The following is a 14,165-nucleotide window of genomic DNA, read 5'->3' on the forward strand; positions in this document are numbered from 1 at the left end:
ACCACATATTAATTTGAAATAGGACAGATAACCCCAAAATAAAAATAAATTTGCTACTTTGAAATCATATTAGAGCAATCCGTGGAGCACCTGCAGCACATCCCAAAACAACCGAGAACTTTAGTTTCTTACTGGAATGTCAACAAATTGTTGTACAGTGCCCTATTGCTTTTTATAGTTGAGACGGTTTACTATTATTATGGTCTATACGATGCCTATCAGCATGCTCCCGTTGAAATAATTCTCTTTTGGGTATGGTGCCTTCTTTTTTCCTTTGTACATATTTTCTTAGTGTTGATGGACGGTTGGTCACGGTTTCAGAATTATAAACGCATCAAGGACCATCTTTTTCAACACGGTTTTACGCCAAAAATTGCAAAACACTATAGTGGAAGCAAATGCCAACGAATGGCGGTAATAGCCGCAGCGAAAGAATTGGGAATGGAGGATAGCTTAAAAAGATATTATTACAAAATGGGGATACGTTGGTACAATTTTATTCCCCAATTTATGCTTCGGGATCCCCTGTTTCTATTTAAAAAATACTTTTGGTCGCGTACCTTTTTGGAAAAATACTACGAGCCAAAATTCGATTTTAAACAATACCAAAACAAACTTTCAGAATGTTACATGCCAAGGGACTGACTAAAATCTACAGTTCGGGCAAGGCTTTGGATTCCGTTTCCATTTCTTTGAAGGCTGGTAGCATCAGCGGACTGTTGGGAAAGAATGGTGCAGGAAAATCTACACTTTTCAAAATTCTTTGCAATTTAGTAACGGCAGATGAAGGAAAAGTTGAAATCAATTCCAATAGAAAAAAACCCATTGGCGCTGTCATCGAACATCCCGGGCTATATTCCTACTTGAATGCTTATGATAATCTGAAGATCTTCGCTTCCATGCAGAATGCGCCCTCCGATAGAAATTCACTGGAAAACTACCTGCGGATGGTGGGCCTGCCACTTGACCGAAAAGATCCTGTCCAAAACTTTTCAATGGGCATGAAACAGCGGCTGGGCATTGCTATTGCACTATTGAACGATCCGGAAATATTGATATTGGATGAGCCTTTTTCAGGTCTCGATCCTATCGGGGTGGCTTCGCTAATAACCCTCATCAAGAAATTTGCCTCACAGGGTATAGCCATTTTTATTTCTTCACATTTAATGGCAGAGCTTCACAAATGTTGCGATTATCTTTATATAATTGACAACGGAGCGATTGTAAACCACGGACCAACTTTTCAGCTTATTAATAATTTGGTTTCAATCTATACGCTTACCGCTGAAAACATTTCAAATTCCTCCGTAGTAAAAAAATATGCAATCCATTTTGAAAAAAATAACGTCACGGTAAATTGCGTAAGCGGGGAGATGCCCATTTTGTTAAAGGAGTTGCTGGAAGAGGGTTTTCAAGTAACAGCGTGTGTTCCCAATATAACCCTTGAACAACTTTTGAAGAACGATTTATGATAGCACTCTTACAATGCGAACTCTTCAAACTTTGGAAACAGGGAAAGACTTGGTATGCCCTGGGGGCTGTGTTGCTCATAGAAATTATTATTTTGATAAGTGCCTATCTGCAAGGGGCAACGGTTTTGGAACTATTATTAGACAACCTTCGGCAATCCTTTTATTTTGAAGGAAATCTGCTCAACGGAAATCTTATTTTGTACTTAGTACTCAATTCGCTATGGTTCAATGTGCCATTGATCCTGATGATAATCACCTCCGCGATGATCACCGAGGAATATAAAAATGGGACACTCCAAACCAATTTATTGCAGGCAATAAGTAAGGTGCGCTTAATCATTGCAAAATATCTGGCGGGGGTCATATTTACCGTTTTTGTGCTGATGGTGTTAATGCTGAGCACCTTTGGCTTGGCCTATTCCATTTTTGGGGATGGCGATTTGGTGGTCTATCTGGACACGCTCAATTTTTTTGAAAGTGGAGAGGCTTTCAAACGAATCTGTTTTGCCTTTTGTTCCGGCGCATTGAGTATGCTATTTTATAGTACGGTAAGTATCACGCTCGGAATATTGCTGAAAGAACCCGCAAAAACTTGGATTGCCTCTGCATTTTTCTTGATATTATGTTCCCTTCTTTTAAAAGCGGATTTTGGATTGGGAGCTGTTGAAGCGTTTTTATTTCCGAAGCTCATAAACTCTTGGCAACAATTTTTTCAATACGAATTGGATTGGACACAAATTATAACAAACAACCTATTGCTTGCGGTTTATACCATTTTATTCGCTGCGCTGGGTTGCTATTTTTTCAATAAAAAGGATATAGGATGATTAAAGGAATTTTATACACCATAGTGGCATTAATGATGCAAACAGCCATTGGACAAACTGTTGATGATGATTTGCTATATATCAAAAAGCGGATGGATAGCATTTCGCAATTTTCAGCGCAATTAAGGCTGGATCTTGATGTGCCTTTTATACAGATGCCCACCAAAAATGCTTCCGTAACGTATAAAAAAGGGGAGGAGATGGCTTTTTCGAGTGAGGATTTTGTGATGCTACCAAAGCGGGGACTGGATTTTTCACTCAACGAAATTTTTAAATATCCGTTTATAACCGTAAATAGAGGCACCGAGGTTTTGAATGGAAAAAAGGTAAAGGTGCTGAAAATAATTCCCGATGATGCCAAGTCTTCACTCGCGCTTGCCACGCTGTATTTGGATGTAAAGAACAAACGGATTTTGGCTTCCAATATCATTTCAAAAAAAGATGGATCCTATGATCTTCAGATGAAATATAAAACGGTACAGGATATTTTGCCGAGCCATGTTGAAGTTTCCTTTGCTATAGAAAAACTTAAAATCCCACTGAATTTTATGGGAAGCGATACCAAAATTGATAGAAAGCAGCTGCGTGATGCGGAAGTAAAAACCGGGAAAATATTGATGGCTATTTCAGAATATAAAATTGTTAAGTGATAGCATTAGAAATAAATTTTATATCTGATTGATTTCAGAATTTTTGTTTTTTGAAATAGCAAATAGTAATTAAGGAATAACAAATCTTCATAACTTTTAGAGTTTCGTTCCTTTGAAAGTTATTATTTTTACAATTCGAAAATTTTCTTGAAGAATTATATCATGAGCGAAACAATGGAAAGAATAAAATGCCTCATTATAGGCTCCGGACCTGCGGGTTACACGGCCGCAATTTATGCTGCACGTGCAGATATGAAACCCGTAATGTACACTGGTATGGAACCTGGCGGGCAGCTTACCACAACTACCGAAGTTGATAATTTTCCCGGATACCCCGAGGGAATCGACGGCCCCACGATGATGGTGCAATTACAACAGCAGGCTGAACGTTTTGGAACTCAAGTGAGAATTGGGATGGTGACCAATGTAGAATTCAGTGACGAGATTGGCGGAACGCACAAAATTACAGTGGACAATTCTACAAAACTGGAGGCCGAGACGGTGATTATTTCAACCGGGGCTACTGCCAAGTATTTGGGACTCCCCAGTGAACAGCGCTTGCGCGGTGGCGGGGTTTCTGCCTGTGCGGTGTGTGATGGTTTCTTCTATAAAAATCAGGATGTGGCCATAGTGGGCGCTGGAGATACAGCGGCCGAGGAGGCAACATACCTTGCAAATATCTGCAATAAAGTTACAATGCTTGTACGAAAAGATTATATGAAGGCGAGCAAAGCCATGCAGCATAGGGTAAACAATACCAAAAATCTGGAAGTGCGCTACAACAGTGAAGTTGATGAAGTCTTAGGTGACCAAGTAGTGGAAGGTTTGCGGATAGTGAACAATGAAACAGGTGAAAAAGAAGAAATTGCCATCACTGGTCTTTTTATCGCAATAGGCCACAAGCCCAATACCGAAATCTTTAAGGGCCAGTTGGATATGGATGAAACCGGCTATTTAATAACCAAAGGAAAAACCACAAAAACGAATAAGCCTGGTGTTTTTGCCAGCGGCGATGTACAGGATAAGGAATATCGCCAAGCGATAACCGCAGCAGGAACCGGATGTATGGCCGCCCTCGATGCTGAACGCTACCTTGCTACGATAGAGACCGAGGTGGAGGCGTAGAGCGGTAAAAAGATTTAAAATAAAAACCCTTTCAAGCAATTTTGAAAGGGTTTTTTATTGGCTTTAAAATGAATCTTTTAAATCTTCGTGAAGGTAAGTAGCTCCGTGCTGGCGCTTGTGCTGTCCTTATCATCAGAAAGTTCAATGGTAGTAGTACTTATAGATACAATGTCATAATCTTCTGAAATTTCGCTGAAAGGGGTTGTTTGTGTAAACTGAAGCACTAGTTCCTCATCATTATCATCATCACTATTGTTTGCGCTGCTTTCATAGCGCCACGTTCCTTCTTCGCTGAACAAATCATTCACGGCAGTAACGGTTCCATCCGCATTAAAATTGAAAACAAAACTTTCAAAAGAAGAAGTTTGGTCGCCACCGTCGTTCGCAAAATAGCTAACGCGCCATTGTCCTTGAGGTAAAATATTGACAATAGTATCAAATTCATCATTGATCACGTCGCCAGAATCATCATCTGAACTGCAAGAAAACATCACGGCAAGAGATAAAATTAAGAGTAGCTTTTTCATATCATTTAGTTTTTTGTTTTTGAAAAGGTAACAATTCACTTAAATGACCCACGTTAATAATTGTTTAAAATGAAAAAAACCTAACAAAAGTTTAGCTTCTATTAGGTTTTGCCAGTAAAGGATGTGCCATGCAATCGATAGCTTTACATTTTATTCACACTGCCTGACCGGCTTTTATCTGAATTGACCGCACTTGGATTTCCATAATAATTAATTTCCCCACCGCTACTGGCGCGTGTTTCCAATCGTTCCTTTACGTTAACGGTAACCGTTGCACCGCTGGAGGCTTCCGCATCGCAATCGATAACCAAAAGCTGTTTTGCATCCAGTTTGCTTCCGCTTGAAGCATCGGCAACCAACGCTGAGGATTTTCCGCGAAGCAAAAGTTGGGAGCCACTACTTGATTTTGCCGTTGATTTTTTTGCGAAAATCTCAACGTCTAGATTTGCGCCACTGCTGCTGTTCAATGAAAGATTTTCACTTTTCACCACATTTTTTGAAATTAGCTCCGCGCCACTGCTGGCTTCAAGTGTATTTACTTGCTTAAATGTTACATAAACATTTTTTGCGGTTGCGCGGCCGATGTTTTCTGAGGTGCCGATTTTTAGTTTACCGCTTTCAACTTCAGTTTCAATGTATTGCAAAAGATTTTCATCTGCTTCCACAGTGATTTTATTTTCATCTCCCTGTGTAATTTCTACGTTCAATCCTTCGCTTCCGCGAATTTCCGTGAAATTTTCACTGACCGTTCTTTCTTCGGTGACAACATTTCCGTTACCATCCTCGCCAAAAGAGACATTGAAATTGCAACTTATAAATAAGAAGGTTGCTGCAATTGCTGAAATTTTAAATATTGTTTTCATAAAGATTGGTTTTAGGTTAATCAATTGTTATTGTGGTTGTTACTTTTCTTTTTGAATTTGAAGTTTTTGAATTTCTGAAATCTTCCCTTACTTCCCTTTCCCAATTATTTTCATCTTTGGGCGATTCATATTTTATTGAATCCGTTTTTTGAAGCGAATCCCCTTCTTCCCAAGTTTCCATTTCTTCCTCGCAATCCAAACATTCATTTTCATTTTTCAGAATGCGGAAGTAGTGCGAATCATTGTTCCATTCCACGCGGCTGTCATAAGGCGAACGATCCAAATAATAGGAAGAGATGGTTTCATCCGCATTCAATACCGCGCCTTCTGGCAGATACAGTGTGATTTCAATCTGCTGGTCGCGATATTTGTTTTTGGTTTCGGTGATAAAAAATCCGTCCAAGGTCAAGGTTCCATTCGCAAGATTGAATTTGTATTCAATAGCCTCGGCACGTTCCCTTGCATCCAGGGAGTTATTGCCCTGCGCCATTTTTTCAATCACCATTTTACCAATGGAATCTTTTGTGGATTTAACTTCGACCAAAATATCATTGGAGAAAATAATTCGCTCTTTTTCAGAATTTATTTTAATTTCCAAACCATTGTCGCGGCGCATATTGTAACCGTACTGTTTATCTGAACGCATTTCCACTTTTAAGGTGTCGCCCGTACGTACGGGAATGGAAGTTTCCTCAATAAAGTTTCCATCGTACGCCTGTTCCGTGGCCTGTTTTATACCAAGAATTGCCAACCCAATTACGGACAGTGCCCAAAGAACTATGAGCGAGATTTTGACAGTGGTACCCATAGGTTTTAGGTTGCTTATCAACAATTTTAAGCCGAGGATGAACAGGACAAAAAATGGGATTCCAATTGCAAAGAAAAAGAGTAGGGCAATGAGCCACATGGGGAAATTGGTGGTATCTATCATTGCGATGGTTTCGGTAATTTCGTTATTTCCCCAAAAGTCAATGGAACCAAAGGTAAAAAATCCGATTACCAAACTGATGAGCGTCAAGAGCGAAACCAAGATAATGAGCACGCCCAAAAACTTCACAAATACCCGAAACAGTGTAACTATTAAAGTACCCAAGCTATCAAAAAAACCACCGGCTTCTTTTTTTACGCGGCGACCATATTTATCATAATCCGCATTTTTGAACTTATCCGCCACATTGTCAAAACCCTCCTTGAATTTTTTTTCAATATTTGAAATATTGATGGGCTCGCCGGTCATCTTCAGTTTATCTGAAGTGGTAATCGCCGGCGGAACCAAGATCCAAAGAAGAATATAAACTACAACGGGTGAGCCGAAACCAGCTACTATCAATAGCACCCAAAGCAAACGTATCCAAATAGCGTCGATGCCAAAATAATGCCCCAAGCCAGAGGAAACCCCAGAAATATATTTGTTGTCAATATCCCGGAATAACTGTTTGTGCGTTGCGTTGCCACGAGATTTGGCATAGGAATTTCCGGTAGGGGGCGTATCTTCAAAAATTTCATCGTCCACCTCATAATCCTCGGGTTGGCCCATTACCGCGATTACTTCATCCAGAATCTTCAATGTGACCACTTGTGTGGAATTTTCAAGTTTTTCAGAAAAAAGTTCTGCAATACGGGTTTCAATATCCTGCATAATCTCTTCACTTCCATCAGCACCTTTTAGCGATCTCTTAATGGCGTCCAGGTAGCGTGAAAGTTTCCCAAAGGCATCTTCATCTATATGAAAGGAAGTGCCCGCCAAATTTATGTTTACTGTTTTGTTCATTTTGTGTTTTTTTCGCTGGTTACTTTGTTTACGGCCTGTTGCAATTCTGCCCAAGTCTCGTTCAATTCGGTTAAAAATACCTTTCCGGTATCTGTAAGTTCATAATACTTTCGTGGCGGCCCACTTGTGGATTCCTCCCAACGGTAGGAAAGCAAACCTGCATTTTTAAGGCGGGTAAGCAACGGGTAAATGGTTCCTTCCACCACCAGCATTTTTGCGTCCTTCAAGGTTTCCAGAATGTCTGATGTATATGCCTCGCCGTCCTTTAGGACAGAAAGTATACAGAATTCCAGAACTCCCTTCCGCATCTGCGCTTTTGTGTTTTCAATTTTCATTTTGTGTAATTAATTGTTCGTAAATCCTGTTCGTTTTTGATGGTTGGCAAACTTGCAATGGTTGTTACAACTTCTTCGCATTGATTAGGTGCGAAGTGCAATTTTGCTTCAGTTTTTACTGGTGTTACCACGCTCAAAAACTGAAGAATTAATGCCAGTATGTAATTAACTATGGTGCTCATTTTCTGGTTGTGTTAAATAGTTCGTTTTTATAAAAGGAATGCTCAACGGATACTTATAAACTGAACCTTTTGCGGCATGCATGGTTGCATTTACTACAGCGTAGAGTTCAAATATGAATAGTGCCAGAAGCAATAGAATTGCCAAACCGAAAAGAATTAAATATCCTGAAAGGTTTTTAAAATTCTGAAGTGAGATATGGGTTGAAGTACTATTTATGGTTTCCATCAACGAGACGAAATCTGTCGCAAAAATGATGAAGAACGGAACACACAATAGCCCTATGGATAGAGTATAAATTAAAATACTCAACTGAAAATTGATGGCTTGCCTACCGTGCTCATCCACAAAAGCCTTTTCTTTATTGAAAGTCCAAATCAATAATGGCGCAAAGAAATTTGCGAAGGGAAAAAAGTATTTCAAAAATGTAGACAAGTGAATGAAAGCGCTTGTATTTTTCTCGGTTTCTGATAATGTAGTGTACATAGCTTGTTATTTTCTTATGCAAATATATGTCCTAAAGACAGTATTATGTTACGCATAGTACAAAATATTAACTTTTTTTTAACTTTTTGATTGTAGTTGAATTATTGAATATCTTCGTGAAAAGCAAATCGATGAAACTCAATCCCAGTAAAATCAACACCTTTCTTTTTTTCAAACTGCCCTCAGCGTATCTAACGGGAGTCCGGGTAAAATCCATTTCAGAAAAAACGTGTATAACAACGGTCAAACATCGCTGGATAAACCAAAATCCATTTAATTCAATATTTTGGGCGGTGCAGGGTATGGCGGCAGAACTTAGTACCGGGGCTATGGTAATGGCCGCTATTCAGCAGAGTGATAGAAAGATTTCGATGCTGGTAGCGAATAATAGAGCAAGCTTTTCAAAAAAGGCGAAAGGGCGAATTCACTTTACGTGCAACGATGGACTTTTGATCAGGGAAGCAATTGAAAAAGCCGTAGCAACAGGGGAAGGGGAAACGTGCTGGATGAAAGCTGTAGGAAGAGATTCTTCTGGGGATCAAGTTTCCATTTTTGAATTTGAATGGACTGTAAAAGTGAAGGACTGAGAATATATTCCTTTGAAAATTTGTAACAAAAAAATCCTATCTACAACCAATTAAAATAACAAAATCTAAAATTACTATGAATGCACACGAAATAGATTATACCATTTATGGTGAGGAAATGCAATATGTGGAGATAGAGTTGGACCCGCAAGAGGGCGTAATTGCCGAGGCAGGCAGTTTTATGATGATGGAAAACGGAATAAAAATGGAAACCATTTTTGGTGATGGCTCCGCACAGGACAATAGCGTGATGGGCAAGATTTTCGGTGCCGGAAAACGGTTGCTTACAGGTGAAAGTTTGTTTATGACTGCATTTTACAATACGGTTCCGGGCAAGAAGAAAGTAAGTTTCGCTTCTCCATACCCCGGCAAAATAATGGCTTTGGATTTATTGAATTTCAACGGGAAATTTATTTGCCAAAAAGATGCGTTTTTATGCGCGGCGAAAGGTGTGTCCATTGGCGTGGAATTTTCCAGAAGATTGGGTCGCGGCCTTTTTGGCGGAGAAGGTTTTATCATGCAAAAACTAGAGGGAGATGGGATGGCATTTGTGCACGCTGGTGGAACCACCGCCGTGAAGCATCTTGGAGCAGGGGAGCGTCTCAAGGTGGATACGGGATGTATTATAGGCTTTGAGCATACAGTGGATTATGACATAGAATTTGTGGGTGGAATAAAGAATACGATTTTTGGTGGTGAGGGATTGTTCTTTGCAACTTTAACAGGTCCTGGAAAAGTCTATGTGCAATCCTTGCCTTTTAGCCGATTGGCAAAGCGTGTTTGGATGGCCGCACCGCAAGGTGGCGGAAAGGATAAGGGAGAAGGAAGTATATTGGGCGGTTTGGGCAGCCTGCTTGATGGTGACAATCGATTTTAACACATTAGAATATGTTGTGAAAATATAAAAATCCATAAATAATGAGTATATTTAAAACAGTTTTAAATTAAAATATTTGCCTATTGCATAAAGCTACTTTACTCTAATTTATTTAAAACCTCAATTAGCTATGGCAAGAGCAATGTTTGATTACACAAAAGCTGTGCTTGCAAAAGTAAGCTTTGACGCAAATCTGTTTTGCAAAGAGTTAAAAAAAGCGTTGACCAGATTATTACCTTACGAAATAGAGGAGCTTAAAATCTGGGTAGATTCGCTTATAAAACAAAACCCACAATTAAATCATTGTTTAGTTTATTTAAATCCATAAACAAAAATCCCTCTGATCCACAGAGGGATTTTTATTTTAGAAGCATAGATATCGAAGAATTTTAATTTCTCGAAATCACTTCTTTTTTACAGGACTTATAATTTTTACGTTATGAAAGGCGATTGCGCCACGGATTACTCCAGAAATTACCTCGTACAAAGCATTAATTACCTGCAATTTAAGTTCATTTACGCTGTATATTAGGCTTACCTCTCGCGCCGGGGATGGCTCTGAAAAGTATTTAATATTCTTCTGAAGTTTTTCTGAAATATCTAGCGTGTGTAAATAGGGTAGAAGTGTCATGCCCAACCCTTCATTGGACAATTTGATTAGCGTTTCAAAACTACCGCTTTCCAGTTGGAATTTATCCTCTCCAGCAGCCTTTGAAGTTTTGCATAAATTGATAATTCCATCACGGAAACAATGCCCATCTTCCAAAAGTAAAATGTCATCTATATCCAAATCTGGAACCTCCAGTTTCATCTTTGACGAGAGCCGGTGGTTTTCTGGTATATACCCTACAAATGGTTCATAATATAGCGGCCTTTCCTTTATTTTAGTGTGTTTTAAAGGTGTTGCGGCGATAGCGGCATCCAGATATCCGTCGTTTATCTTAGTGATAATTTCATCCGTATTCAATTCTTCAATCTTTAACCTTACTTTCGGGTATTTGTTTGAAAAATTCCTTAAAAACATTGGCAGAAGCGTAGGCATAACGGTGGGGATTATTCCCAATTTGAAAACCCCGCCAATAAACCCCTTTTCAATATCAACAACATCCTGTAATCGCTCACTTTCCACAACAATATTTCTAGCTTGATTTATCAATTTTTCTCCGATTGCGGTTAATTGAACCGGCTTTTTGGAACGGTTAAAAATTAAAATATCCAATTCCTCCTCCAATTTTTGGATCTGCATACTAAGCGTAGGCTGGGTAACAAAAATTTGGTCTGCAGCTTTTGTAAAACTTTGATGTTCGGCTACGGCAAGAATATAGCGTAATTGTGTAATGGTCATAGTAGAAAAAATTTATACAAAAATAACATAATATAAATAAAGTTTATGGTATAAAAATAAAAAACCCGATGCTCGAGCATCGGGTTTTTTATTTTTTTTAGCGTAAGCCTACATTCTTATCTCCATTTCAATGGGTTCATTTTTCACTTCAAATTTAGCTTCATTCCAAGCAGGAGGACCGTAGGACATAGCATTATTGGAAACACCGTAAGGTTCTTTGGGCATTCCATTAATTTCAAAATCCATTTGATTATTGTTATTCTTATCGTGGAAAAGAAGAATGGCGTAAGTCCCGGGCTGCACTCCGGTAAAAGTCATTACCGCCTTGCCGTTTTCAATTGTTCCCATTTTGCTCTGAATACCTTTTTGCATAAAGGTTTCTTCAGTTTGTAGCGTGGCAAGAATAGTTCCTTCAGAAACTGAAACCGGTACGGTGACCGTAATTGTGGTGCCACCTTCCGTTTGGGCGATGGTTTTTTCAGTTGGGAAAATTCCTAATGTGATTGCGAGTACGATGCTTGTGATGATTGTTTTCATAATTTAGTTTTTAAGGTTTTTATTTCTGAGACAAATTTTTAAAAATTGTTCCAGTTACTCTAAAAACATTTTCCCAATTGTAGAATTTCGCAGATGAAATGTTATAACAAACCTCTCGCCTTAATTTCCAGATACTTATTTATGGTATTTACTGTCAAATTTTCCGGGGCGGTCAATATTGTCTGTATGCCGTATTTATGAAGCTCGTTTACAATTAATTTCTTTTCAAATATAAATTTTTCAGCAATGGTTTTTTCAAACACTTGATGCGTGGTCGTGGCTTTTTTTGACATAAATGACTTCAATTCGGTATTTTCAAAAAAGATGACCACCAGCAAATGCGTTTTGTTGATAGCCTGCAAGTAGGGTAGCTGCCTGTGGAGCGCGTCCATTGTTTCAAAGTTGGTATACAACAACAACAAACTACGTTGTTTTATATGTCTTTTTACATCAACGTAAAGACGGGAAAAATCACTCTCGGCAAAGTCCGTTTCCACATTGTAGAGTGTTTCCAGAATCAGGTGCATTTGTGCCTTTCTACGCTGTGCAACCACCCTGTCCATTACTTTTCTGGAAAAGGTAAACATACCGGCCTTATCGTGTTTTCTTAGAACAATATTTGAAATTACCAGTGTAGCGTTAATGGCATAATCCAGCAAACTCAGATTGTTGAAAGGCATTTTCATGACTCGGCCTTTATCGATGACCGAATAGACAGGTTGCGATTTTTCATCCTGAAATTGATTTACCATTAGGCTGTTTCGCTTTGCGGTAGCTTTCCAGTTAAGGTTTCGCACGTCGTCACCTGTGGTATAATCCTTTATTTGTTCGAATTCCATCGTGTGGCCAATTCTTCTAATTTTTTTAAGACCAAAAAGTTTCAATTGGTTTGAAAAAGCCAGAAAATCATATTTTTTAAGCTGAAGAAAAGACGGATAATTGGGCACAATTGCTTCCGCTGAAAATTGCTGCCTGCGTGAAACAAGGCCTAGAATTGAAGAAGAAAAGACATTTAAATTACCAAAATGATATTCCCCACGTTCTGTGGGGCGCACGTGATATGTAAATTTCTTTTCTTCGGAAGTATTTAGAATCGCTTCAATCTTAAAATCCCGAAGTTGCCACTGCACCGGCAATTCATCAATAATTTTCAGCGAAACCTTAAATTTGAATCTATTTACGATCCGTATTTCTATAGCGTTTTCATCTCCATTTGAAAGCTTATCGGGTAAAATACGCGAGGCTTGTATTCCCGTTTTGTTACGGTACAAAAGCAAAATATCGAAAATAAAAAGTGCGATGAAAATGTAAAAAAGCAGTTTGACGGCTCCAAACAATTCCTGGAAAAAATATGAAAGCACAAAAAACCCAACAATCGTAAAAAGCACGGCAAAAAACCGTTTAGTTAGATATAAACTTTTGAGAAATTTTTTCAAACTTTTTTATTTCAATTTTAAAACTTTTGACTGCCCAGGGTAACATAAAAACTTTAATTTTCATCAACCATCAACCATCAACCATCAACCATCAACCATCAACCATCAACCATCAACCATCAACCATCAACCATCAACCATCAACCATCAATTATCTGGGTATCTCGATGGTTTCCAGAATCTGTTGCACCACTTTATCTGCCGTTGTTCCTTCCATTTCTCGTTCTGGCGTGAGCATAATCCGGTGTCTTAGAACAGAGGGCGCAATTTTTTTGATGTCATCTGGCGTTACAAAATCCCTACCGTTCATAGCCGCGAGCGCCTTTGAAGCGTTCATGATGGCAAGCGAGGCGCGGGGCGAGGCACCTAAAAATAGGTTGGCGTTTGATCTGGTATTGTCCACGATTGCGGCAATATATTTCATCAGATTTGACTCAATTATTATCTGCTTGATGGTGTGCTGGTATTCTGCAATTTGTTTGGCATCAAGCACTTGTTTCACATTGTCTAGCATTAGCGCATCCTTGCGATTGTGCGCATTCTCCAAAATGCTAATTTCCTCTTCAAGGCTGGGGTAGGGAACATTAATTTTGAAGAGAAAACGGTCGAGTTGCGCTTCGGGCAGCGCATAGGTACCTTCCTGTTCAACAGGATTTTGCGTTGCGAAAACCAAAAATGGCGGTTCCATTTTATATTCCGTACCGTCCATTGTTACTTGGCGTTCTTCCATAATTTCAAAGAGTGCGGCCTGCGTTTTTGCCGGTGCCCGGTTTATCTCGTCAATTAAAACGATGTTTGAGAAAACAGGTCCTTTTTTGAATTCAAACTCACTGTTTTTAACATTGAAAATTGATGTTCCCAAAATATCGCTCGGCATCAAATCTGGTGTAAACTGGATTCTACTGAAATCCACGGCCAGGGTTTTGGCGAGCAACTTAGCGGTCAAAGTTTTGGCGACTCCCGGAACACCTTCAATCAAGGAATGCCCGTCCGTAAGTATTGAAATGAGCAACATCTCAAGCATATCGTGCTGACCTACAATTACTTTACCCAATTCGATTTTAATTGCATTTACAGCTTCTTGCAGGTTTTTCAAATCAATTCTTGAATTGAATTCCAGGGGGTCGTTTTGTATTTCTTCCATAAT

18 protein-coding genes are annotated in these 14,165 nt (G+C 39.1%); 8 read left to right on the plus strand and 10 right to left on the minus strand.

Annotation, left to right across the window (positions count from 1 at the left end):
- Positions 1-81 precede the first annotated feature (81 nt).
- The 5 genes from KIV10_RS09360 to trxB all read left to right on the plus strand — a co-directional run bounded on the left by KIV10_RS09360 (position 82) and on the right by trxB (position 4,074).
- Complete coding sequence (locus KIV10_RS09360) at positions 82-645, plus strand: hypothetical protein (protein ID WP_317194717.1); 564 nt, start codon at positions 82-84, stop codon at positions 643-645.
- On the plus strand, positions 624-1,472 hold the full coding sequence (locus tag KIV10_RS09365) for an ABC transporter ATP-binding protein (protein WP_214113255.1): 849 nt from the start codon (positions 624-626) through the stop codon (positions 1,470-1,472). Before KIV10_RS09360 ends, KIV10_RS09365 begins: the two co-directional genes overlap by 22 nt.
- Positions 1,469-2,299: an ABC transporter permease gene (locus KIV10_RS09370; RefSeq protein WP_214113256.1), complete on the plus strand. Its 831-nt coding sequence runs from the start codon at positions 1,469-1,471 to the stop codon at positions 2,297-2,299. Before KIV10_RS09365 ends, KIV10_RS09370 begins: the two co-directional genes overlap by 4 nt.
- Positions 2,296-2,949, plus strand: coding sequence for a hypothetical protein (locus KIV10_RS09375; protein ID WP_246516258.1), 654 nt, complete (start codon positions 2,296-2,298; stop codon positions 2,947-2,949). The genes KIV10_RS09370 and KIV10_RS09375 overlap by 4 nt, the downstream gene beginning before the upstream one ends.
- A gap of 162 nt (positions 2,950-3,111) precedes the next feature.
- Entirely contained in the window at positions 3,112-4,074 is a 963-nt protein-coding gene (gene trxB / locus KIV10_RS09380) for a thioredoxin-disulfide reductase (RefSeq protein WP_214113257.1), read from the plus strand.
- A gap of 77 nt (positions 4,075-4,151) precedes the next feature.
- Here trxB and KIV10_RS09385 read toward each other — a convergent pair whose 3' ends face one another.
- The 6 genes from KIV10_RS09385 to KIV10_RS09410 all read right to left on the minus strand — a co-directional run bounded on the left by KIV10_RS09385 (position 4,152) and on the right by KIV10_RS09410 (position 8,236).
- Positions 4,152-4,601, minus strand: coding sequence for a hypothetical protein (locus KIV10_RS09385; protein WP_214113258.1), 450 nt, complete (start codon positions 4,599-4,601; stop codon positions 4,152-4,154).
- A 143-nt stretch (positions 4,602-4,744) separates the two neighbouring features.
- Positions 4,745-5,464, minus strand: coding sequence for a head GIN domain-containing protein (locus KIV10_RS09390; RefSeq protein ID WP_214113259.1), 720 nt, complete (start codon positions 5,462-5,464; stop codon positions 4,745-4,747).
- Positions 5,465-5,480: 16 nt separating this feature from the next.
- Positions 5,481-7,235, minus strand: coding sequence for a PspC domain-containing protein (locus tag KIV10_RS09395; protein WP_214113260.1), 1,755 nt, complete (start codon positions 7,233-7,235; stop codon positions 5,481-5,483).
- The gene (locus KIV10_RS09400; RefSeq protein WP_214113261.1) at positions 7,232-7,570 is read right to left on the minus strand and encodes a PadR family transcriptional regulator; all 339 of its coding nucleotides are present in this window, start codon (positions 7,568-7,570) and stop codon (positions 7,232-7,234) included. Before KIV10_RS09400 ends, KIV10_RS09395 begins: the two co-directional genes overlap by 4 nt.
- Positions 7,567-7,752, minus strand: a complete 186-nt coding sequence (locus KIV10_RS09405; protein WP_214113262.1) for a hypothetical protein — start codon at positions 7,750-7,752, stop codon at positions 7,567-7,569. Before KIV10_RS09405 ends, KIV10_RS09400 begins: the two co-directional genes overlap by 4 nt.
- Positions 7,736-8,236: a DUF4870 domain-containing protein gene (locus KIV10_RS09410; RefSeq protein WP_214113263.1), complete on the minus strand. Its 501-nt coding sequence runs from the start codon at positions 8,234-8,236 to the stop codon at positions 7,736-7,738. The genes KIV10_RS09405 and KIV10_RS09410 overlap by 17 nt, the downstream gene beginning before the upstream one ends.
- A 131-nt stretch (positions 8,237-8,367) precedes the next feature.
- Here KIV10_RS09410 and KIV10_RS09415 point away from each other — a divergent pair, with 131 nt between their 5' ends.
- The 3 genes from KIV10_RS09415 to KIV10_RS09425 all read left to right on the plus strand — a co-directional run bounded on the left by KIV10_RS09415 (position 8,368) and on the right by KIV10_RS09425 (position 10,028).
- Positions 8,368-8,823: a DUF4442 domain-containing protein gene (locus KIV10_RS09415; RefSeq protein WP_214113264.1), complete on the plus strand. Its 456-nt coding sequence runs from the start codon at positions 8,368-8,370 to the stop codon at positions 8,821-8,823.
- Positions 8,824-8,899: 76 nt separating this feature from the next.
- Entirely contained in the window at positions 8,900-9,700 is an 801-nt protein-coding gene (locus KIV10_RS09420) for a TIGR00266 family protein (protein ID WP_214113265.1), read from the plus strand.
- Positions 9,701-9,830: 130 nt separating this feature from the next.
- Entirely contained in the window at positions 9,831-10,028 is a 198-nt protein-coding gene (locus KIV10_RS09425; RefSeq protein ID WP_214113266.1) for a hypothetical protein, read from the plus strand.
- 75 nt (positions 10,029-10,103) lie between these two features.
- On the opposite strand, the gene KIV10_RS09430 is transcribed toward KIV10_RS09425, so the two are convergent.
- From KIV10_RS09430 to KIV10_RS09445, 4 genes are all read right to left on the minus strand, one after another.
- On the minus strand, positions 10,104-11,045 hold the full coding sequence (locus KIV10_RS09430; protein ID WP_214113267.1) for a LysR family transcriptional regulator: 942 nt from the start codon (positions 11,043-11,045) through the stop codon (positions 10,104-10,106).
- 108 nt (positions 11,046-11,153) lie between these two features.
- Positions 11,154-11,582, minus strand: a complete 429-nt coding sequence (locus tag KIV10_RS09435) for a DUF2141 domain-containing protein (protein ID WP_214113268.1) — start codon at positions 11,580-11,582, stop codon at positions 11,154-11,156.
- A gap of 101 nt (positions 11,583-11,683) precedes the next feature.
- On the minus strand, positions 11,684-13,018 hold the full coding sequence (locus KIV10_RS09440) for a DUF58 domain-containing protein (RefSeq protein ID WP_214113269.1): 1,335 nt from the start codon (positions 13,016-13,018) through the stop codon (positions 11,684-11,686).
- Between the two features lie 151 nt (positions 13,019-13,169).
- Positions 13,170-14,162, minus strand: coding sequence for an AAA family ATPase (locus KIV10_RS09445; RefSeq protein WP_214113270.1), 993 nt, complete (start codon positions 14,160-14,162; stop codon positions 13,170-13,172).
- Between the last annotated feature and the right edge of the window lie 3 nt (positions 14,163-14,165).

The sequence above is a fragment of the Aequorivita echinoideorum genome (assembly GCF_018476645.1).
GTDB lineage: Bacteria > Bacteroidota > Bacteroidia > Flavobacteriales > Flavobacteriaceae > Aequorivita > Aequorivita echinoideorum.